The following is a 24,169-nucleotide window of genomic DNA, read 5'->3' as shown; positions in this document are numbered from 1 at the left end:
CCTCGGGCAGGTGCGTGCGGATGGCGATCGGGCCCAGCAGGGTGCGCAGGAACTTCTCGGCGGGGCCGCCCGGGCGTCCGGCGAGACCGGGCACGGCCTCGACCGCCGCGTCGTACAGGCCGCTGGTGTCCACGTAGTGCACCGCGCCGTGCTCCAGCAGCCCCGGCGGCGTCGAGACGTCCGCCGCCGCGCCCTGCGGCGTGCCGACGGGGTACAGCAGGACCCTGCCCTCCTGGCGGGGAAGCAGGACTCGCTGTGGCGGGCGCCAGTTGGCGTACGCCGCGGGGACCGGCCACTCCAGACGGTTCAGCCCGGTCCGGGTCTCGCGGAAGCGGGCCTCGTAGTCCTCGTGGAGCGCGAACTCCCGGTTGTCCGCGCCGCCGTACTCCTGGAGCGTGGGCATGCTGGTGAGGCGGTTGCGGGACTGGGCCACGGCGGACTGGGCCGCGGCGCTCGCGCCGAACCCTCCGCCGCGCAGGACCCCGTGCGCGCCCCGGACGCCCCCGGAGAGACTGGTCCGCTTGCTGCTGCTCTCCGAGAACCGGGCGGTGTCCATGCCGATGTCGAGGTGGACGAGCGTGTACGCGCCGGTCGTGCCCAGGAACTCCGGCTGCCTGCCGGCGGTGGGCCGGGCCTTGACGAGGACGGACAGCGTCCTCGTCCCCGTGATGACGCCGAGGGTGCTGGTCGGCACCACCAGCTCCAGGAGCAGGCCGTCCTGCCTGATCACCGACTCGTGGACGCCCAGCGCCCGCTCGTCGAGGAACTTGGCGAGTATCCGCTGGTTCTCGAGCTGGTGCCGGAGCAGCGTGTCGCCCAGCGACTTGCGGCGCAGCGGGGCCTGGGGGTCCTCGGGGACGTAACCGCCCTTGCGCGCCGTCTCGTAGACGAGGCGGTGCAGTGCGCGGGCGGTCTCCTTGCCGACCGTGAGCACGCCCGTGCCGAAACCGCGGCCCAAGGCCGCGTGCGCCGGCAGCACCTCCAGGCCGGCGCCGTCCGCGCCCTCCTTGCGGCGCAGCGGGGTGGTCTCCGGTACGACGCGGGGGGCGGCGCGCGTTGCCGCCGCCGCGGAGGCCTCGGCCGCCTCCGCCCCGGTGGCCGTCGGCGCCGACGCAGGCGCCACGGGGCCCGCCTCGGTGGCCGGTACGGCGGGAACGGTCCGGATGGCCTGCGCGGCGGGAGCGTTCTCGGTGGCCGTCGTGGTCGCAGGGCCCTCGGTGGCCGTCGTGGTCGCAGGGCCCTCGGTGGCCGTCGTAGGCGCAGCGTCCTCGGTGGCCCTCGCGATCGCAGAGCCCCCGGTGGCCGTCGTCAGCGCAGGGCCCTCAATGGCCGTCGTGGTCGCAGGGTCCTCGGTGGCCAGGGCGTCCTCGCCGACCGGCAGGCCGTAGCGGAAGGCGTCGGGCACCGGTGTGCGCAGGTGGCCCTCGCCGCGCACGGGCTTCGTCGACTGCTTGTCCCGGCCGGCCACCGACACCACCGCGGTGTGGATCCAGCCCAGCCGGTAGCCGGCGGTCTCCATCACCCGCAGCACCTCCACGCTCAGGCCGGTGCGGCCGACGCCGAGGCCGACGCCGGTGGAGTACGCGCGGGCGAGTTCGAGGGAGAGGCTGGGGCCCACTGGGAGCGGCGTCGCACCACCCGACAGCGCGACGCGGGTCGAGCTGGTCTTCGTGTCGCCGCTGCCGACGCCCTCGATCGCCGTCCTGACGTCCTCCACCGCCGCCTTGTCGCCGGTCGCGCCCACCTGGACGGGCGGCACGCTCCCGTCCCGTTCGCTGCGCACCAGGACGGTCGCCCGGGGCTGTCCGTACCGGTCGTGGAGCGTGATCAGGTAGCCGGAGTCCACCGCCTCCTCGAGGTGGGCCTCCAGGTCCCAGAGCTTCTGCACCAGTTCGTCGCGCGTGACGCTGCCCACCGGCACGGGCAGGCCCTGCTTCCCCAGCAGGCCGACGACGGCGTCGAACAGTTCGGGCAGCTCGGTCAGCCCGGCGGCGAAGTGCACCGGCGGCACCTGCCCGCGCACTCTCGCCACCTGCTCGCCCTCGGCGACGACCTGCCTCGCCGGGGCGGGTTCGAGGTAGTACGCCGGCACCTGGACCAGGAGCCGGTCGTCCGCGGCCGCCCGCACGGTGACCGGGTCGCCGGCGGTCCCGGAGCGCTCCGTGCCGGTGCGCACGGAGATCCGCCAGACTGCCTTGAGGGCCACCGTCTCCGAGTCCGTCTTGGCCACCGCGACGCGGCCCCGCTCGGCGTCGGAGACCGTGGTCGTGCTGCGGCCCGTGGAGTAGGTCTGGGCGAGACCCAGGCCGACCCGGCCGACGCCGATGCCGAACGAGGCGGCGCCCTGGACGCGGAACGCCTCCGTGGGAGCCGAGTACGTCTTCACCACGGCGCCGGGATTGACCAGGGCGTTGACCGCCTCGTTGGCGTGGAACGGCTTCGCCTCCCCGGGCTCGGGGAAACGGCCCAGGGGCCTGCCCGGGGCGTCCTCGGCCGCCGCCGTGCCGTCCGGCGTGGTCGCCGCCTCGCGGGTGGCCGCCGAGGCGTCGTCCGGTCCGTCCTCCTCGGGTACGGACGCCAGGGCCCGGCCGTCGTAGGCGCCGGCCGCCCGGGGCACCAGCAGCGGGTCCTCCGTCCCCAGCCGGATCCGCAGCTCGACGCCCTCCAGGCGGAGGATGAACCCGTCCCTGAGGTAGCGGTAGTTGAGCAGCAGGGTCCCGGGCAGCCCGTCCAGGGTGTTCGGGGACAGCCGGTGTCCCAGGCCGGCGGCCAGCCGCTCGACCGTGCGCACGACCTCGGGCATGGCGGGCAGCCCCGACCGGGGGACGGCGAGGGTCAGCGCCTGCGGGTCCAGGTCGCGGATCCGCCGGACCGGCAGCGGGGCGACCGGGTCGCCGGGTCCGCCGGGCTCCTGGCCGGCCGCGCGCGACGGCGCCACGGCGCGCTCCTGCACGGCGGCGGCCGCCCCGCTGGCCTCCGCGACCGTCCCATCGGACCCGGCGACCGTTCCACCGGACCCGGTGACCGGCCGGCCCGGCGTCATGGCACGCTCCGGGGCGGCCACGGCCTGCTCCGGAGCGGAACCGGAGCCCTCCGCCTGCCCGGAGGGGCCCGGTCCCCCGATCGCCACGGGCCGCCGGCCGGCGGCGCCCCCCGAAGCCCGCTCCTGTCCGAGCGGCTTCCCGTGCTGTTGCCCGGACGCCTCGTCCTCGACCGCGTTCCGCTTGCCGAGGGCCTTCGCCGACGGAACGAGCGGCCCGTCCTGCGGTGTGCCGGCGGCCTCCTCGTACCCGGACCCCGACGACTCGGGAGACCCGGCCCGGGACGCCGGGGGCGCCTCCGCCGGCCGCGGTTCCCGCGCCGTCACGGGGGCGAGGTCCTCCCCGACCTGCTCCGCGGAACCGGCCGCGGCGGACGTCTGCGGCTCCGCGATCTCGGTCCCCGTCTCGGTACCGGTCCCGGTACCGGTCGGGAGAGGTACCGGCGCCCCGATCCCGGCCGCCGCGGCTTCGGTCACGGTGGCGGACCCGGCTACCGCGGGGGCGGCGGACGCTCCGGCATCGGACACGGGGACGGCGGGCACGCCGGCATCGGACGCGGACACGGTGTCGTCGGCCCCGGGCACGGCGTCGGCGGACGCGGGCACAGGGGCCGCGTCGGCCGCGCTCCCGGTCCCGGCCGCGTCGGTCACGGCGCGCACGCCGGGCACGGTGGCGGACACGGGAACGGCACCGGCCGCGGCGGACACGGGAACGGCACCGGCCGCGGCGGACACGGGAACGGCACCGGCCGCGGCGGACACGGGAACGGCACCGGCCGCGGCGGACGCGGGAACGGCACCGGCACCGGCACCGGCGGACGCGGCTGCGACGCCGGTCGCGCCCGTCCTCACGGGCCCGGGCCCGGGTGCGTCGGCGTCGGCGCCGTCCCGCGCGGCGAGCAGCGGGGCGAGCAGCCGGTCCAGGTCGCCCACCAGCCTGCCGTCCTTCATCCGGATCACGCCGGTGACGCCGCGGGGCACGGAGACGACCAGGGTGCCCCGGGGGCCGCGCAGGTGGACGTCCACGTCGAGGGTGACGTGGCGGTAGGGGCTGACGCCCTCCCTGTTGTGCTCGTCGGTCTCGGCCGCGCCCGAGGCGAGCTTGTCCTCGCCGGCGACGCCGCGCTCGTAGGGGTCGCGGTTCAGCAGCGCAACGTCGTCCGAACCGCCGCCGGCCTCCGGGCCGCCGCCGCGGTGGACGCCCCGGAAGCTCTCCTGCGCGCTCTCGTGCTCCTCGTCCTCCTGCCTGTAGACGCGGGCCTTCTGCTGCCTCTCGGGGCCGAACTCCACCCGGGTCGCCACCAGGCGGACGCGGACCGTACCGCCGTCCACCGCGACGGCGTGGCCGTCCTCCCCGAACAGCGCGGCACCGCGGACGGCCAGCGCCTCGGGGCTGGTGTGCAGGTCGTACAGCGCGCGGACGGGCGGCGCGAGGTGTTCCCCGTCCCACTCCCGCGGCCGCTCCCGCGAGGAGCGCGGACCGTCCGCCGCGGCCCGCAGGACCCGGTCCGGGTAGGTGTCGGGACGCCGGGCGGCGACGGCGGCCCAGCGTCTGACCGCGTCGGCGGCCGGCACGTCCCAGACGTGCAGGTTCTCGGCCAGTCGGGCGACCGGCCCCGAAACGGCGGCGCCCGGCCGGCTCCAGCGCGGACCGGTCCCCACGGCGCGGCGGAACGGCGCACGCGGTGACGTCCCGGGGGCCGTCTCCTCGGTCAGGTAACGGGGGACGAGCAGCCGGACGGCGCCGTCGACGACATCCGACTCCGTCCAGTCGAACGGCCGCGGCCACGGCAGCGCCGCGGGACGCAGGCCCACCGTCCGGGCGACGGCGCCGGCCACGAGCGAGGCGCCCTCGGAGAGCAGGCGGACGGCCTCGGCGGACTGGTGGGTGACGCCCACCTCGACCAGGTACCGCAACGGGTGCGTCATCTCCTGCGCGCCCCTGGCCTCGGGTGCGGCTCCCTTGTCCCGGGGGCTGGTGCGGTGGATGTCGAGGACCTTCTCCGACCGGGTCCGCTCCACCGTGCGGCCCACCGCGTAGCCTGCCGAGAGGTCGGCACCGGCATGGCCCTGCTCGCCCGAGTGCGCGTCATGGATGCCGCCGCGGCCGGTGAGCACGCCGCCGAAACCGGACGCGTGACCGCCGCGCTCGCTGGTCCTCTCCTCACGCACGCCCTCGTTGCGCAGGGTGTGGGTGATCTCCGGGCGGTGGGCGCCGGACCGGGCCGGGGCCACCTCCTCCACCCGCACCCGCGCCCACACCACGCGCCGCGCGCCGGCGAAGCCCGGGAGGACGAACGACGCGGTGAGCCCGTTGCCGAGCGTGGCGCCGAACCCGGCGGCCAGCGCCGGTGAGCCGAACGTCCGCTCCGCCCAGTGGCGCAGCGGCTCGACGGGCAGCGGCCCGCCGTGGGCCGGGGCGGCCAGCAGACCGTGCGCGCGCAGCCGGTCCACGATCGTCCGCGCCACCCGGTCGGCCCGCAGCACCTCGGCGTGCACGGCGTTGCGCGGCAGCAGGCCGCCCAGGTACTGGCGGGTGACGGGGGCCGCCCCGGCCGCCGTCCGGTCCGCGGCCGCCGCCGGCCGGACGTCGTCGATCCGGCGTTCGGGGACGAGCAGGGTCACGTGGTCCGTGACGGTGATGTGCCGCTCCACGCTGTCGAGGACCCTGCCGCGGCTCTCGCTCCCCCGGGACCTGACCAGTTCGATCCGCCAGCCGCCGTCGGCGGTGATCAGCCGCTTGGGGCCGGAGTCGGTGGTCCGGGTGATGTGGATGACGCCGTCGTCCGTCGTGCGGCGGACGCCCCGGTGCACCTCGGCGGAGGCGTAGGCCGCCACGGTGAGGCGGCCGCCGGGCACACCGCTGTGGTGTCCCTGCTCGGCGCCCGTGGTGCGGCCGTCGCTGATCTCGACGTCGCCGCCCGAGTCGGAGCCGTACCGGAACTGGAACTGGGGGCCGCCGAGGATCTGCGCGGCGCGGTCGACGCCCCGCAGCGTGGTGTGCCGTACGGCGGACTTGGCGTAGTGCTCGATCTCCACCGCGCCCGCGGGCTCCTCCACGCGCGGGCGGAGCGGGGTCAGCTCCAGTCGCACGGCGACGTGCTCGCCGCCGGGCAGCCGGTGGACGATCTCCAGCCCGCCGGGGCGGGTGAGTTCGTTCAGGTCGGCGGCCAGGGCGCGCGGGGTCAGCCGCGCGGCCACGGCGGGCGGCAGGGCGGCGCCGTGGGTCAGGCGGGCGTACAGACCGGCGACCGTCTCGCGCAGCACCGGCGCGTCGAGGAACGTCGGGTAGACGCCGGACGTGCCCAGCGACAGGTCGAGGGCGTCCTCCGGACGGCTTCGCGGCGCGGCGCGGCCGGCGCGGCGCAGCGTGCCCGCGGCCTGCGCGTCGGCCTCGCTGACGGGGCTGCGGGGCACGACCTGGTGCGGCACGAGGACGTGGGCGGTCAGCTCCGGCCGGTGCAGCCACCACCGCTCCCTCTTGTGCCCCTTGGCGTCGAGGAACACCTCGTAGGCGACCCGGATGACGTGCCGGTCGACCAGTCCCTCGGTCTCGACGCGCTCGTACGAGCCCGCGACGTTGCTGAAACCGGTGCCGGAGCGGAACGTGCCGCCGCCCTCGAGCCTGCCGACGCCCGCCTGGACGCGCACCCCGCCGCCCACGGACACGCGGGCGACGCCGCCCACGGAGCCGCGCACGATCAGGCTGCGGCCGGTGCCGCCGGTCACCGTGCGGCTCGTGGACACCCGGGTGTTGAGGGTCGTGGGGTGCGCGGTGACCCGCACGGTGTCCAGCAGCCGGACGCGTACGCCGAACGCGACGTCGCCCACGGTGTGGCTGATGCCGGCGATCGCGTCGGTCAGGTCGCCGAGCAGCGCGTCCGGGCCCGCGTACATCTCCATTCGCTCGACGAGCGCGTCCAGGCGTGCACGGCTCAGCCCGGTGCGGCGGGCGAGGTCGCGGGCGGCGGCGCGCAGGCAGTCCACGACGCGTTCGGAGCCCGGCAGGGCGGCGGCCACGGCGAGCGGCGGCAGTCCGCGCCGGCCGGCCAGGTACAGGGGCTCCTCGGGACGCGGCGCCGGGGGGAGCCGGTCGGGAGGCGTCTGCCGGCGGTCCGGCGCGACCTCGGCGATGCCCAGCAGCCGCCGTACGTGCGGCCCGCCCGCGATCGGGTCCGCGGCGCTCCGGGCGGCGTTCAGCGTCCACAGCACCTCCGGGCTGCGCACCCGCCCCTGGGCCTCTTCCTCGAAGTCGGCCGCGCCCTGCCCCGCGCGCCAGGGGACGCTGAGGTCGGCGGTCAGCTCCACGGTGGCGGGGGCGTCGGCCAGGCCGGGGTGGGAGCGGGACGACAGCTCGACGAGCACGCCGAGGGCGGCCAGGTAGCGGGCCTCGTCCTCGGTGGTGGTCAGGACGGTGTGCCGTCCGACGCCGACGGTCTCCTTGTGGCTCCAGGAGCTCTTCGAACCGAGGGTGACCAGGGCCATGGGGAACTGCCCGCCGACGGCCGCGTGGTGCCCGGGGAGGTGCGTCGAGGGGGCCGCCAGACCCATGACGTTCGCGCCCGCGGTGAGCGAGACGGAGCTCTCGCCGCTCCGGCCGCTGACGAACGCCGACCCCACGCCCAGGTCCTCGCGGATCTTCACCGGCGGCGTCCGGCCGAGGTACTCCAGCCGGACGTCCGTCACCCGCAGGCCGACCCGGACGTCCGTGCCCAGGCCGGGCAGCACGGTTCCGATCCGTACGACGCGGTGGGAGTACCCGGCGCCCAGCGCGGTGAGCCCGCGTTTGCGGACCTCCTCGCTCAGGATCTCCAGCCGCTGCATGATCTTCCGCGCCGGGACCGGGCCCAGCCCGGCGTCGAGCAGGCGCCTCTGCACGTACAGGGCGACGGGCGTCATGTCGAGGGCGTGGACGACCGCGCGGTGCAGGCGGGGCGGCGTCGTGCGGGCGGCGTCGTGGGCGGGCGGTTCGGCTCGGGCGGGGACGGGCTCGCCGGGCGTGGAGTGCGCCGCCGGGAAGTCGGCCACCAGGCCCCGGTCGACCGGGCGCAGCGTGCCGTGCTCCCGTCCGTCGACGTACACCCGGAAGACGACGTCCGCGTCGAAGCCGGTGGTCTCCGAGACCATGCTGCCGTGTCCGGCGATCACGGTCTGGTGCGCTCCCCCGACGACGGCGTTCTCAGCCTCGCCCCGCAGCGCGGGAACGCCGGGGACGGCCGCGGACGCGGCCGCGGAGGTCAGGGCGACGGCCGTGAGCACGCCGAAGGCTACGGCGTCGGCGACGGACTCGGTCCGTTCGGTCGCCACCGACTTGGCGGCGAACCGGACGCCGTAGGTGCGCACGTCCCCGTCCTCGACGGCGCTGCGGGTCGGCCTGATGTTCTCGATCACGGGCCTGAGCCAGACGAGTTGGGCAGGTGTCCCGCCGCCCGCGGGGACGGCGTGGTACAGGCCCCGGCGCAGCAGGTCCGACCAGGCGGTCGGGTCGGTGGTGCGCAGGGCGGTGGCGAGCACCGGCCGCAGGTGCGCGGCCAGCGCCGGGTCGCCGAGGCCCTCGAGCGCCTGGCCGGCCGCCCGGTCGGCCCGCTCCGCGGTCCACGTCGCCACGCCGCGCACCGCGCCCTCGCCGAGCATGCCGTGCAGCGCGTACCAGGGGGCGCGCGGCGCGGCGTCGGCGCGCTCCGGCGCCGTCGCGTCCGCCGGTGCGCCCTGTTCCTGTGGCCGCTCCTGTGCCTGTGCCTGTGCCTGCGACCGCGCCCGCTCCTGCTCCTGCTCCTGCTCCTGCTCCTGCTCCTGCTCCTGCTCCTGCTCCTGCTCCTGCTCCTGGGCGGTGTCGCCGGCGCGGCCGGTCTCCCGCGCGGTGACGGTCCGTGCCGGCGTCTTCCCCGGGGCGCTCCCCTGTGTTCCGAGGACGGCGGCGGGGGCGGGGGCGTCGGCGGGGACGGGGGCGTCGACCGGAGCCGTCCCCGCCCGGTCCACGGCCGCCTCCGCCGGGACGCCGGTGTAGGTGCTCAGCGCCTGCGACAGCCTCGGGTTGCCCGGATCGTGCTCCAGGGCCTCCAGCAGGCCGCTCACCATGGCGTTCTCGGTGCTCGCCATGCCGACGAAGGGATTGCGCAGCACGTTCCAGAGCCGCGCCGCACCGGTCTGCCCGGCTTGCTCCGCGGCCGCGCCGTCCTGACCGGCCGGGGCCGTCGTCGCGGTGCCGGCGTCGTCGGCCGGGTGCGCGTGCTCGTCGGGGAACAGGCCGTCCACGGCCACGTGGCGGCGGAGTTCCTCCTCGGTCAGCGGCGGGATGCGCCGGTACCGCCGGACGTCGTTGTCGTAGTCCAGCGCGTACGCGCCGTCCCGGGCCCGGTCCCACGTCCGCGCGGTGAGCATGACCTCGTGCATGGTGTGGTGGCCGACGCCGACGAGGGCGCCGACGGCGGCCAGCCGGACCAGCCGCATGTCGACGGGGACCTGCGTCCGCTCCCCGATGTACTCGGCCAGGGCGAGCAGGTTCCAGGTGCTTCCGGAGAGTCCGGTGCTGACCAGGCCGCCCGTCTCCTTCGACTCCTGGTGCAGTCGTCCGGAGAAGGGCAGCTGGGCGTAGTCCTCGCCGCGTGCCCAGCCCAGCCGCTCCCGGCCGTCCTTGCCGCGGCGGACCGCGAAGGCCCGTTCGGCCGCGCTCAACGGCGGCCGTATCTCCTCGGGCCGCTGTGCGGTGCGGCGCTTGGCGCCCCGCGTGCGTTCGTCCCGCTGCGCCTTGATCTCAGGGGGGTGTTCGAAGCTGAGGATGCCGGTGCCGCCGACGAGGGCGGTCAGCATGGCCACGTGCTCGCGCAGGTTGCCCTCCTGCACCGTGTGGGCGAGCACCGTCAGGTCGGTGCCGACCGCACCCGGGGTCGTCCGGGTGTCGCGCCCGAACGCCGTCAGGTGTTCGGGGCTGTTGTGCCACACGTACGACCATGCGGCCCGCGTCAGCTCGCGGATGTGGTCGGCCACGGCGGGCATGCCCGTCAGGATGTGGTCCGCCAGCCGCCTCTCGAACTCCTCGGACGCTCCCAGGTAGTCGATGGCCCGCAGGTCCTCCTCGGAGGCGGACGGCGGCGTGAGGGCGGCCCCGGCCGAGTGTTCCGCGGTCCGGTCGGCGGCCGGGCCGTCCGCACGGGTGCCGGAACCGGTGTCCTCCCGCTCCACGGCCGGAACCGCGGCCCCGTGGAACGCCAGCGCCCTGGCCAGTTTCCGGGCGGTCTCGGGCCGGCCCGCGCGGAGGGCGTCCGCGTGGGCCTTGCGCAGCCCGTCGACCAGCGATTCCCCGGCACCGGCCATCATGACCCGGGCGGAACCGCCACTGACCGGCAGGCCCAGCTCCCGCAGCCCCCGCTCGGCCTGGCGCAGCCTGTTCTGCGCCTGCGCCACCGCGCGGCCACCCTGACCCCGCGCGGCATGCTGCGCGCCCGCCGCGTCGTGGTACTCCGCGAGCAGCGTCGCCAGCGTCGCCAGGCCCGCGTCCCCACCGGGCCGCGGCACGGCCCGGTCGGCGCCCGCGCCCGCGCCGGCCGTCTCCGGTCGCTTGCCCCTGCCGGCCTTCCCCTTGCCCCTGGACGCGGCGGGGGCGGCGGTCCGGCGGGCCTGCGCCCGCTCCAGCATCTCCCGGGACAGCCGCATCGCCTCGTGGTTGTGCACCACACCCGCGTCCAGCGCACCGGGAGTGGCGTTGCCACCGCCCCACACGTAGGCGTTGCCCCGCCGCTTGGCGGCGATCCCGGTCACCAGGACCTCCACCTGGCCGTCCCCGCCGATCACGAACACGAACGAGGCGCCCCAGCTGCCGCGCCGCAGATGGATGTGCAGCCCCTGGTGCAGCGCGTACGGCAGCCCGTGCACCGCCTCCCGCGGCCGCGCACCCGCCGACGCCACCCCCCGCAGCGCCTCGAAGTCCGCCTCGTCCAGGCCCTTCGCCAGGGTCTTCTCCGCGAAGACCACCCGCCCGCTGAACACCCACGAACCGGGCTCGTTCGCCTTCAGCCCGGCCAGCCGGTCCGCGACCACCGCGGCCTCCTCCGCCGCCCGCCGGCCCCGCTCCTCGCGCGACGCCTGCCACACCGGCAACGACTCCGCACGCACCCGCGACCGCTGGTCCCCCTCCAGTACCACCGCCACCTGGTCCAGATGAGCCTGGAAGTCCTCCTCGAAGTCCTCCAGCCGCGCCCCGCCGGAGGCCAGGAAGTCACCGAAGGCGTATTCGCGCCACCGTCCCGGATCCACCGCCACGTTGTCCGCGATCTCCGAGTTCAACAACAGCGCCAGGAACTCGGGCCGCTCCCCCAGGCCCCGCAACGCCTCGGCGTTGCGGACGTCCAGCAGCAGTTCCACCGCCTCCGGACGCGACCGCAGCGCCTGTGCCCACACCGCCTCCGGACCCGGCCCGCGCACGGTCTCCGCCCGGCCGCCGCCACCCTTCACGGCAGCCGTGCCGGGAGCCGGGGCCTTCACGTCCCGGGCCGCGGCGAAGTCCGCGGTCTGCTCGGTCGTGGCGGACGCCAGCGCCATGGCCTCTTCGACCGCCTGGAGCAGTTCCTGCTCGGCGCCCTCCTCGAACAGGGCGGGACGCTCCCGCATCAGCCGCCGCAGCCCGTCCGCCAGGAGCGAGCCGCGCACCGCCAGCTCCAGCAGCCGCGGCGCGGCGAGGAAGCGCTCCGCGAACCCGGGCCGCTCCTCCAGCAGGGCGGTCAGCCCCGCCAGCCTGCGCCGCCGCATCGTCGGCGTCAGCGCCTCGCCCAGCGTCCGGCTCGCCACCGCCGCACGCCACAGCACGCTGTCCTCGCGCGCGTCCCGCACCATCCGGTGGTCGCGCTCCAGCACCCCCACCGTCCACGGCGCCCGCACCAGATCCACCCGCAGGTTGGGCTCGTCCACCAGCGCCGCGGCCAGATCCGGCACCGCGCCCAGCGCCCGGCGCACCTCCGGCGACCGCGCCAGCAGGTCCGCCCCTCCCGGCCACTGCCGCAGCAGGCCGTGCACCTCCGGGCGCCGCTTGAACAGCCGCGCCACCGCCGGGTCGGCGGTCAGTGCCGCCACCACCCCCGGAACGCGCAGGGCCGTCTCCAGCAGCTCGGCGTCACCCAGCACCACCCCCACCTGACCGGGGTGGGCCTCCAGCTCCGCGTGCAGCTGCCCGGCCCCCACGAACCGCTCGATCAGCCGGTCGTCACCGAACTCCGCGGCATGCTGCGCGATCCCCGCGGCCACCCGCGGCACCGCCGCCAACACCGCCACCGCCTGCGGATGCCGTTTGAACCAACGCACCAGCCGGACACCGCCGACCGCCGCGTCCACCACCGCCGCCCCGCCGGGCACCCCGCCCAGCGCGCCCAGGCCGAGCAGCAGCGGGGCCGCGTCGGCGGCCGTGAGTTCCCGAGCCACCGGATCGTTGTCGGCGAACGCGCGCGCCGCGGACTCGTTGAGCCGCACCACCGGTTCCAGGAGCGTGCTGGACTGGACGACGCCCCACATGCGCCCGTTCAGGTGGTAGAGCCGGGACAGCTCGCGGTTGTCGGCGAGCGACGCCGCCCACTGGGGGCGGGTGGTCATCAGCTGACCGATGTCGTCGCCCTCCGTCACCAGCCGGTAGAGGGAGTCGTCGGTGCGCAGCGCCCTGGTGACGGCCGGCGTGATGGAGAGCGCGAGCAGGAGACCGGAGGAGCGGTCCAGCAGGCGCGGCAGGAGTGCCGGGCGCTCCGTCAGCAGGGGGACCAGTTCCCCGTCGGAGTGCAGGGCCGCGCCCAGCGCCGTGCTCTTCCTGGCCGCGTCGAACAGGTCCCGGTTCGGGCGGACCACGGCGTCGACGGCCAGCAGCCCCCGCAGCGCCTCCTCGGAACCGCCCGCGGCCTGGAGGAACCTCTCCCGGTCCGCTTCCGGGCTCAGAGCCCACAGCCCGCCCAGGGCCAGACGCCTGGGTGTCAGCGTGACGCCTTCGGAGGACAGCGTGGGCTTGCCGGTGAACTCCTCGTCGACCAGGGCGGCCATCAGCGGGGCGGCCCAGTTGGACTTCTTGTTCTTCCTGCGGTCCGCGGCGATGCCGATCGCGGCACGGAACTCCGGGTTCCGCAGCGCTTCGACGAAACCGGGACGCGCGATCGCCTCGGCGAACGCCGCGGGCGCCGACGCCAGCAGGCGCAGGACACCGAGGTCCTGGCCCAGCGCCTCGAGCAACGGCTTGTTGTCGAACAGTGCGCGCCAGTGCTGGTAGGAGATGTCCACGGACGGCCTGGCCGCCAGCTCCCTGACCAGCTCGGCGTGCGGCAGCAGGTTCGCCATCGACTGGTCGGTGAGGTTGGTCAGCATGTTCATCTGCTCGCCCGCGAGGCGCAGCAGCGCGGCCTCGTCGCGCAGCACCACCTCGAGGAACCGCGGCAGGTCCTCCATGGCGTACGCGGCCATGCCGAAACCCGACCGCCACGCGTGCAGCAGGGCCCGCTCGTCGGTGGGCCGCTCGCGCCAGATCCTGCGCAGGACGATGACGCGGACCATGACCGGGGAGAAGCGCAGCAACTGGCCGTAGGTGGGCGTCTCGAACAGCATCCGGGCCGTGTCGACGTCGGCCGCGGCCTCCACCGCTGTCCGCCGGCGCAGGTCGCTCCCGGGCGCCGTGACCAGCGGGCCGGAGCCGACCAGCCATTCCCGCAGGACCGTGTGGCGCAGCGCGGCCGCCAGCACGTACGGGGCCAGCAGCGGCGATCCCTCGCGCACCGCCGGCCGCAGCTGCGCGCCGCGGTCGGTCAGCAGCCTCCGGAAGTGGTGGGGACGGGTCAGCAGGCCGGGACGGCGGACCAGGGTCGCCGTCAGCTCCGGGTCGCCCTCCAGGACGCCGGTGAGGTGCGGCTCGTGCGCGAGGAGCGCGGCGAGGGCCGGGTCGGCCGCCGTGGCCTGTTCCAGCGGTGTGGCTGCCGGGTCCGGCGCGGACGCCTGGACGGCCTGGCCCGGCCCGGGCGGGACGGGGGACACGGCCCGGCGCAGCGCCTGCTCCAGCTCGTCGTCGCCCACCGCGTCGAAGCGGCCGGGGTCGAGGGACAGGACGTCGGCCACGGCCGGGTTCTCCGCCGCCGCCCTCAGCCACTCCGTGCGGCCGGCCAGCCGGTCGGCGAAGGCGGGGACGTCCTCCAGGACGTCGGCGAACTCCGGTCCGCCCGCCGCCAGGGCGTCGATCACCCCGAGGTCGGCCATCGCCGCCGCCAACAGCCGGGGGGCGTTCACCAGCACATGGACCAGGCCGGCGTGTTGCTGCAGCTCGCGTCGCAGTTCGAGGTCGCCGAGCAGTGCGAGCAGTGCGCCGTCGTCGATGTCGCGGGCGTCGCGCAGGGCCTGGTTCAGGGCCCACTCCGTGCCGAAGGTCCTGGTGTACGCCTCGCCGCGCTGCTTGTGCGTCTGCACCAGGGCCGCGGCGAGCCGGGGGTTCAGCATGACGGACGCCACCGCGGGCCCCACACCGGCCACGGACATGATCAGCGGCACCCGGTTCTCCAGGACCGCGGTCAGACCGGGTGTGCTGAGCAGGAACCGGACGGAGTAGTGGCGGCCGTCGATCGCCTCGACCAGGGGACGCCGCCCGTTCTGCTCCGTCAGCAGGCCCTCGACGAACGAGGGCCGGTTGTAGTAGGCGGTGAGGACGCTGTCGTGCTGGGCGGAGATCGACTCCAGCATGGTGTCCGCCCCGGTCAGCACCTCCAGCAGCGTCGGGTGCCGGTGCAGCAGCTCGGCCAGCGGCGGCCTGGCGGCGGCCGCCTCGGCCACGTGCAGACGGCCCGGCCGGGTCAGCGCCTCGATCGTCGCCCCGTGCCCCTGCACCGTCCACGACCGCAGCGCCACCACCTTGGCCACCTGCTCGACCGGCCACTCCTCGTGCCAGGACCCCTCGGCCCGGGCGGCCGCCTCCACCACCCGGAGCACCTGGCCCGCCCGGGCGGACGCGCCGGCCACACCCCGCAGCGCGTCCTCGACGCGGTCCTTGAGGTTCTGCTGGACCGCCGCCTGCCCGGCCTGTCCCGCCGGCCCGGCGGACTGCTGCCTTCGCGGCGGGGCGCCCCCGGGCAGTCCGGCGCGGCCGTCCCCGGCGACATCCGCCTCCGCGGCCCGTTGCCGCGCCGTGCGGTGCGCCTCGTCCTCACCGTGCTCCCGCAGCGCCCGGGCGATCCCTCCCAGATCGCGCACCCGCCGCTCCCGCAGCGCGGCCGTCTCCGGATCCGTACCGACCAGCACGGGCGCGGGATCGTGCAGCCGCTGGATCTCCATCGCCGGGCGCACCTCACCCGGATCCAGCCCCTCCAGCAGCGGTTCCTCCCGCACCGCAGCGGCGAACGCGTCGGCGGTCGACGGCTGCCGGGAGGTTCCGGCGCCCTCCCGTGCGGTGCCGGACGGTCCTGCGAGGGCTGTCTCCTCCCGGGCCGCCTGCCCGCCCCCGGTCGCCTCCGCCGCACCGGAGGGGTCGCCGGAGGCGGCCGGATTCCCCGTGCCACCGACAACCGGTCGCGCCGGGAACGGGGGAGCGACCACGCGGCCGACGGCGTACCGCTGCCAGTCCCGCGGGCGGCCGGGGTGGAACACCAGCCATTCGCCCAGGTAGCCGTCGCGGGTGTCCTCCACGCTGAAGTCGACCCGGACCTTGCCGGTCGGCGCGTACACGGTGCGCCCGGTCTCGTCCGCCACCTGCTGCGCGACGTTCCCCCGGGGCGCCGTGGTCGGACCGCCGGTGGAGCACGACAGCAGCACGATCGGATCCGTCGGACGGCGCCGTTCCAGGCTGGGCCGGCGCCTCACCCACCGCCCCATGGTGGTGCCGCTGACGAACGCGTCGCCGGAGCGGCCGCGGTGCAGCCTGACATCGGTCTCGGTTCCGTGCGCGATGAGGTAGTAGGGCGACGCGTCCGGCGTCTCCGTCTTCCACGGAAGTCGGCGCTGGGGCACGGTGCGCAGGTAGAAGAGGGGACCGGCCGTGCGGCCGGTGAGGTAGTGCTCCGCCAGGGGCAGGGGGCGCTGCCGCATGGCGCCTCCCCAGCTCGCCCAGTCCACCGCGTTGAAGGACGCCCGGCCGATGGGCCGGTTCAGGTGGTCGACCACGGTGTGGTGCTGGACGGAGGCGCCGGCGAACAGCTGCCCGCCCAGGTCGGGGATCCACTCCTCCGGGACCGGGCCGGGCAGCGCCGGCCCGTCGTACGTGGGCCGCGCGACCGGGCGCAGGTCCTCGGGCAGGGTCCGGATCCACTGGCCCTCGGGCCGTGTGGCGTCGCCGCCGACGACGACGATGCGCGAGGCCCGCGGGTCCGGCAGCACGCCGACGGCTCCGGAGTGCGTCCACACCTCGCGGCCCGTCCAGGCGGCCACCAGCCGGGGCAGCGTCAGGTCCGGGCCGCCGCCTCCCGCGAGCAGCAGCACGACCGGGGCGGCCGGGCGCAGTTGCCGCGCGTGTGCGGCGAGGTGCGCGGCGAAGAGCCGCGCGAACTCCGCGTGTTCCAGATCGGCGGGGCCGCCGGCCGTCCGCACGCGCAGCCGCTCCTGCGTGCTGTCGAGCAGGACGACGTAGGGGAGGAGGAAGGTGGAGACGTGCCAGGGGGCGGTCATCCGTTCCTGGGTCATCCCGCCCTGCGGGCCGGCCGGCCTGGCCACGTGGAAGCCGGTGACGTCGAGCGGTCCCACGGCGGGTCCCGCGGTCCGGAAGTCGTGCCCCAGCAGCCGGCCGGGTCCCGCGAGCAGCGGCGTGCCGGACAGCCACCGCCCCTCCTGCCGGAGCGGTACGGGGGTCTCCGGGCTGCTCAGCGCCGTGCTCGGGTTCGGCACCTCGATCAGTTCGGCAGGGGCCGACTCCCCGGTGCGCGGTTCCGGTTCCTGGTCCGGGACCGTGTCCGCCGACAGCGGTCCGGCGCCCCCGTTGTACGCGTGCCACTGCGTCGCACCGCCCGCGCCCCGCGCGGTGCGGTCGCCGGCACGGCTCGCCGAGAGCCCCTCCAGTTCCGCCGCGACGCCGAGCGCGGCGGAGGCCACCACGGACATCTGCTGGACCGGCTGGCCCTGCGGTGCGCTGCCGGCGTACTCCTGCAGTCCGGCGGCCGCGGCGCGGAGTTCGGTGACCACGAAGGGAGCGAGGCGGCCGCCCGCCAGGAACGCTCCGGCGGCCTCCAGGAGCAGGGCGCGCGCGGAAGGGCCCATGAACGGTTCGGAGCGGCCGGCGGGTGTCTGCGCGAACGCCGACACCACGGCCGACAAGCGCGGGCCCAGCGGACTGCGGACGATACGGCCGATGGCCCCTCCCACGTCCGGCGCGGAACCCGCCATTCGCACCGCCCGGGTGTACACGCCCGCCAGCACGGCGCGTGTGTCCAGCATGTCCTGCTGTATCTGGCGGGCCGAGGCGTCCCTGCTCCGGAAGGCACGTATCTCCAGCAGCGCGAGGCCCACGGGCAGTCGGCCGTCGTCGGTGTCCAGACCGTAGTAGTCGTCCATGCCCACGGTCTCGTTCTGGCTGACCTGCGATCCCCTGGACGTCTCGCCCCGCAGCGCCGCGGTCACGTACTCGTCGACGGGCAGGCCGCTCCACGTCGTGTCGCGCAGGATCCCGCTCAGATCCGCCGGCGGCCATCCGCCGCGACGGGCGTGGCCGGCGAGGGCCTCCTGCATCGAGCGCAGCAGGAGCCCCCGGATCTCCTCGGCGGACTGTTCGAGGAACGCGCGGGTCCGCGGCCGCAGCCCCGCGCGCAGGTCCGCGAAGGGTGTGCGCAGCGCGGCCCAGAGCATCCCCTTGACCAGCATGTTCGGCACGTAGCGCCGCTGCATCGGAATGGCCACCGCGTGCATGAACAGCAGACGCGAGTAGAACCACACCTCTTCGACGCCCGGCAGCGACTTCATGAACGGCAGGTGGCTGACGTCGGCCGGCGTGCCGCTCAGCCGGCCGGCGAAGAGGGCCGCGACCCGGGCGCCGAACGTCCTCCCCGCGGCGGCGACGTCCTTCTGCCAGCCCATGTCCTGCCGGATGTTCGCCTCGACGAAGTCCAGGAAGATGTTGCCGCCGTCGATCGGGACTCCGGCGGTGTACTGCGGGTAGGCCGAGTCCGTCTCGCCGTCGGCCACCGGAGCGATCGACACCCGGCGGCCGTGCGGTGTCACCTCCCACCCCTCGGACTCGGGGAAGAGCCGAGCGAGGGGCACGGGGCGGCGCTCGGCGTCCGCGCGCGTCAGCCGCGCCCGGAGCGTGTGCGTCCAGTACATGCCGTCTTCCAGCGGCGGGCGTCCCTCGCCGGGCAGCACCCGGTGCGGCTGGGACACGACCTCCGCGATCTCGTACGGCTCCAGCACGGGGGCGGCGGCGCCCTGGGGGGTCTCCCGCCGTGCCCTGCTCGCGCTCGCGACCAGCCGGCCGTCGTGCAGGCGCTGGAACGGGTGCTGCTCGACCTGGATCTCCAGCCCGTGCCCCTTGACCAGGACCGTTCCCTTGTTCAGGCGGGGGCCGTCGTAGGCGAGCAGGTGCCGGTCCTCGATCTCCCAGCCCAGGGCGCCGCCCGGCAGGCCCGCGAACCGGCGGACGGCTCCGGCGTCGAGGAGGGCCGGGTCCTCGGCGTCGCCACCGGTCCGGGCCAGTTCCAGCGCCTTCGCCTCGGCCGCCGGGAGGCCGCCGCTCACCAGCGCGAGCGCGATGTCACGCACGTCGCGCGTGCGCCTCTCGCGCTGTGCGACGGTGTCCGGGTCCGTCCCGACGAGCAGCCGCCCGGGAACGTGCCGCTCGTACACCCGCAGGGCGCGCCGCACCGTTCGGGGGTCCAGCCCGTCGAGCAGCGGCTCCTCCCGCACCGCCGCCTCGAAGGCGCGCGGCTCCGCCCGGGCCGCCTGATCCGCCTGGTACGCCGCCGCCGTCGGCTCGTCGCCGGGGAGGCCGGTGCTCCCGGACCCGCCGGCCACCGGCTCCGTGTGCACGGCCACGTCGCCGGTCCCCGTCCGGTCGTCCTCGGGGATCCAGATGTCGACCGTTCTCCCCTGGCCGCCGCCCGTCCCGTCGGAGAGGTGCAACCGCCGGTCCGCGTCCTCCTGGACCAGGCTGGTCTCCATCGCCACCGAGGCGACCGACGGATGGGTCGCCGGCGGCGTGCCGTACGGGACCAGGGGGCCGGGGGCCACGATGAGCGGGCGCAGGAGTTCGCTCTCGACGCCCTTGGCGCCGCCGCGGACCCTGACCGCCTCACCGCCGAGGAGGAACTGCGCGATCTCCTCGCCCCGTCGGCGCAGCGGGACGTGCCCGGGTCCCTCGGGCAGGAGGCCGGCGGCGGCGCGGATGTCGGCGGGGGTGGGGAGGGGCACGACGCCGTCGGGGTCGAGACGGCGGTGCTCGCGCAGGACCTCCTCGACCAGGAAGCGGTCGTCCTCGCCGGCCGGGCGGGTGGAGCGGGCGCCGGCGGCGGACGCCTCGGTGGTGAGCGGCGCGGGGCCGGCCACGCTCGCGGCCGTCCCGGTGGCGGGGAGCGCGGGGCCGGACACGGTCGCGGGCGGGGCGGGGCGCACTCCCGTGCGGAGCCACTGGGCGACGGCGGCGGCCTGGTGGCCGGGTGACGTGGCGTGCCAGGCGGGGTCGAGGAGGTAGTGGCGCACGAGCGCTCGTCCGGGCGGCAGGTCCTGGGCGGGGTGGCCCGCGGCGGCGAGTTCGGCCCGGACGGTCAGTTCCAGCAGGTGTGCCCGGCCGCGGTCCAGCCGCACCCGCTGCCGTCCCGGCATCGACGGGGTCGGTGCGGAGGGGGACGGATCGGCGCCGGTGCGGATGCGGTGCGCGAGGGCGGCGACCCGGTCCCCCAGGGGCCGGGTGTGCCAGGCGTCGTCCAGCCCGTCGTAGGCGTGTGCGACGGCCCGGGTCGTCAGCGACATCGTCGGGAACTGCGCGCGCTGGAGTTCGAGCCCGGCCAGCGACCACAGCCGGCTCGCCTGGTCCGGGTCGTTCCGGGTCAGCTCCTGCCACCGGCTGGGCGGGGAGAGGCGCTCACCGGTGCGGATCCAGTGTGCGATCGCGGCCGCCCGCCGCTGCACGGGGTGCGAGTCCCAGGCCGGGTCGAGTCGGTCGTAGCCCTGTGCCACGGTGGCGGACAGGGGCCCGGCCGCCACGTCTCCCAGCCGCCGAAGCTCGCTGCGGACGTGCACCTGCACCAGGCTCGCCCCGGCGGCGTCCCGCGCCGTCAGCTCCTGCCACCGGCCCCGCGCCCCGGGCACCGCGCCGGCCGTGGTGGTGGCCTCGCCGCCGCCACCGGTGGTGGTGTCGGTCGCGGTGGCGACCGTGCTGCCGCCACCGGTGGTGTCGGTCGCGGCCGCGTGGGTGGCGCCGGGGGCGTCGGTGAGGCGGGAGGCCGCCGACTCGGTCCTGACGGGCGCGCCGGACAGGACGGAGTAGGCGTCCTCGGCGGCGGCGCGGCCGGCCGCCCGGTCCTCGGCCACCAAGACCGTCCGCTGCCCCGCCACGTCCCCGACCGTACGGTCCGCCACGTCCCCGACCGTACGGTCCGCCGGGCCGGCCCGGCGGGCGTCCGCCGTCGGGAACCCTTCCCGGGTCCGTTCCTGGGTCCGCGACTCGGACCGGGTGGTCGGGCCGAGCTCGGCGGGGTCGGAGGCGGTGGGCACCGGACGCGCGGGCGTACCGGACGGGGGCGTGGCGGCACCGCTCTGCGTGACGGGGCCGGTCTCCGTCACGGGGCCGGTCTCCGTGACGGGGCCGCTCTGCGTGACGGGGCGCGGGCCGCCGGCGCCGGGGGCGGTGTCGGAAGCGGGGCGGGACTGGGGCGGCGGGGTGTCGCGTGCGGTGGTGAAGGCCTGGTGGAAGGCGTTCTCGTGACGGGCCTCGTGGCGGAGCCAGGCGGTGATCTCGTCCTCGCCGGCGCGTCGGAGGGCGGGGTCCGCTTCGGACTGGATCCTGTCGTGGACGCGCAGGGTCTCCTCGCGGAAGTCCGCGCCGAGCTGTTCGAGGGCGTGGTCGTCGACCTGGTAGTGGTGGGCGAGGCTGTCGGGGTGCCCGGCGAGGTCGTGGAAGTCGCGGCCGGCCCGCTCCATGACCGTCTGGCGTTCCGCCTCGTGGGCCATGCGCCGGGGCAGGGCGGAGTGCAGGGCGTCCAGCGCCTCCTGGAAGGACCGGGCCTGCCCCGTCGTGCGACCGGCGGGGGGCGGGAGGGGCGTGCCGGTGTCTTCGGTGCTCCGGGTCTCCACTCGTGGGGGGCGGCGGAAGTCGTGGTGGTCCTGGTGGCCGAACCAGTCGGCGTCGACGGCTTGTTCGACGTCCTTGTCCCAGGCCCGGGCCAGCCGCTCGCGTCCGGCCTCGCCCAGCGGCGTGCCGACCGCGAGGTCGTCCTCGAACGCGTCCATCGCCCGGTCCAGCAACTCGCGTGCCTGGCGCATCCGCTCGTGCCGGACCTGCGTGTACTCCAGGCGCTGCAGCAGCGCGCGGTCGCCGCTCGCCTCGCGCAGGTGCTGCTGCCGGCGGGCCTCGAAGACTCCCGGATCACCGTGCTGTTCGCGCAGGGTGGTGTGCGCGGTGCGCAGATCCTCGGCCAGGCCCTCCCGGGCCTGTTCGAGCACGGCCGGATCGGCGGGCTCGCGGCCGATGCCCGCCAGCTGACCGGCGAAGTCGTCGAAGGCGTCCAGCCCCTGTCGGACGTGTCTCTCGCGGTCGGCCAGTTCGTGGACGCGCCGCGGCAGTTCGTCGTGCATCCGGGCGATGCGCGCCTCCAGCTCCCGCCGCGCGGCGGCCGTGTCCGGGCCGCCGGAGGCCCGGTGGAGTTCGTCGACCGCCTGCCGGTGCACCGCCTCCAGCCGCGTGCGCAACTGCTCCAGCGAGACCGGCGGGCGTCCTTCCCACGCCTCCTGAAGTGCCTCCTGCTGCCGGATCCGCCGCTCCTGCACGGTCAGGTTCCCGTGCGCGGCGGGGGCCGGGCCACCGTCGGGCAGGTACCGGCCGCCGTACAGGTCCTGACGGCGGTACTCGTCCACCGCCTGCTCGAACCGCTCCTGGAAAGACTCCTCGTGACGCCGGCGCCGCGCCACCTGTTCCCACATCCGCGGCACGTCCGCGTCCGCCTGCTCCAGCACCCGCTGCCGCTGCTCGGGCGTGACCCGGTCGAAGCCGCCCGCCTGCCGGGCGAGGGCCTCGAACCTTTCCCGGACATGGGTGCGATAGGCGTCCAGCACCTGCTCGTGGGCCGTCTCGTCCTGCGGCAGATGCCTGCCGCCGAACAGGTCCTGACGCGCGAACTCCTCCCGCGCCGCGTCGAGCCGGCCGTCCGGCAGGCCCTCCGCCGCCCGCCGCGTCGCCTCCGCCGCCGCCAGCCGGTCGTGGTACGCCGCGTCCCGCTGCCGCTGGAACTCCTCCCAACGCGCCGACGGCCCGGTCGCGACCACGCCGTCCCGGCCGCCGCCCACCGCGTGACCGGCCGCCGCGGCGGGGGCCGGGAGGCCCGCGTCCGGGTGCGCGACCGCATGCGCACCGGCGCCCGCGTGAGCGTCGGCGCCCGCGTGAGCGGACGGGCCGCCGTGCGCGGTGGCCCGTGCGGTGGCGGCCGGGAGGTGCGCGTCCGGGGCGGGGCGGTAGTACGAGGGCAGGCCGTCGGAGGTGGTGCGGGGCGGGGTGAAGCGCAGGTCGGCGGCCGGCCGCATCAGCGGGTGGTCCGGCCCCGGCGGCGCGTTCACACCGCCCCTTCCCACACCGGCACCGTCGCCACTGCCCGCGCCCGGCCCCGCACCGGCGCCCGTGCCCGCGGCGGACACGGGCGGCGTCCTGCCCAGCCCCAGCGCCGAACGCACCTTCCAGCCCGCCTTGGCCCCGAGGTGCGCGCCCGCGTGCCCGATCAGCGCGCCGAAGGCGCCGGAGGTGAACGTGGCCGACGAAGTGGTGAACTCGCCCAGGGTGATCGCGTTGTAGGTGCCCTCCGCCAGGTTCATCGCGCCGCCCCACAGCGCCGCCTCACCCGCCAGGGAGGCGACCTTGCGCCCGAAGTCCGGCGCGAACGCCCGCGCCACGTCCTCCGACAGCGCCCGCCGCAGCGCCCCCGCGTTCCACGGCAGCGCCCGCAACGGCACCGCCAGCGCCGCCTCCATGCCCCGGGTGCCGAAGGAACGCGCGAACGCCCGCGCCCACTCCTCGCCCAGCCGCCGCGCCGCACCGGCCTCCATCAACCCGCCCAGACCCCGGGCGAAGATGTCCCCGAGGTCGGCGAACCACGCCTCACCCGCCGCGTCGACCCGGCCCTCGCGCAGGGCTCGGGCCAGGTCGGCCGTCCGGCCCGCCAGATCCCGGCCGAAGTCCGTGGCCACCGGCTTCACCGCCGAACCGGCCGCCTCCTCCGCCAGATCCCGCCCGGCCGCCCTGACCCGCTCCGCCTGCGCCAGCGCCGCGTCCACCGCACCGCGCACCGCCCCGGCCGCGTCCCGCCCGAACGCCTTGCCCAGAAGCCCGCCCAGCGCCCCGCCCACGAACGGCACGAACGCGCCGAACACACCCTGCAACGCCCCGAACCCGACCGCCTGCGCCAGCAGTTCGTCGGAGTCCTCCAGCGTGTAACCGTGCCGCTCGGTCAGCCACTTGGCGAACTCGTGCGTGGCCGCGGCCAGCCCGACGTTCAGCACCTCCTGCTCCGCCAGAGCGATCAGGAACCGGAACAGCAGGCTGCGCAGGATCGCCCGGTAGGCGGCCCGCAGCACCGCCTGCTCGATCGCCGCGCCGATCGGGTTCCACACCGCCATCGCCATGATCAGCGACCACTCGACCAGGAACAGGTTGAGCTGGATGATGATGACGTTCTTGTAGTACTCGGCGTCCGCCTGGGTCTTCTGCCCGTACCGGGCGAGCTGGTCCGCCGTGTCCACCAGGGCCTTGATCTGGTCCGCCCCCGCACCCGCGCCGAAGGTCGCCATCGCCTGGGAGTACGCGTCACTCCAGGCACCCTCGACCGCGCCCTCCACCGACTTCGTGACCTGTGCGATCAGACTCTGCAACTCGTGCAGGTCCCGCTGCAGGTCGACGTGGGGCTGCACGACGCGCTGGTGCATCGCCGCCTGGTCCAGGTCGGGCCACTCCATGCCGGTGAGGAACTTCAGCAGGTTGCCCAGCGGCGACCCCGGGGACAGGTCCAC

1 protein-coding gene (only partly in view) is annotated in these 24,169 nt (G+C 76.2%); it reads right to left on the bottom strand.

Translation table 11 applies throughout. The annotated features are described in order from the left end of the window. Nucleotides 1-24,169 carry the 5' portion of a hypothetical protein gene (locus tag ACF061_RS20800; RefSeq protein ID WP_392268391.1) on the bottom strand. 6,260 nt of this gene lie to the left of the window's left edge, so 24,169 of the gene's 30,429 nt are visible here — the first part of the coding sequence; the start codon lies at nt 24,167-24,169; the stop codon falls past the left edge of the window.

The sequence above is a fragment of the Streptomyces sp. NPDC015220 genome (assembly GCF_043079345.1).
GTDB lineage: Bacteria > Actinomycetota > Actinomycetes > Streptomycetales > Streptomycetaceae > Streptomyces.
The sequence above is the reverse complement of the archived record's forward strand: the minus strand, read 5'-3'. Positions and strand labels throughout refer to the sequence as shown.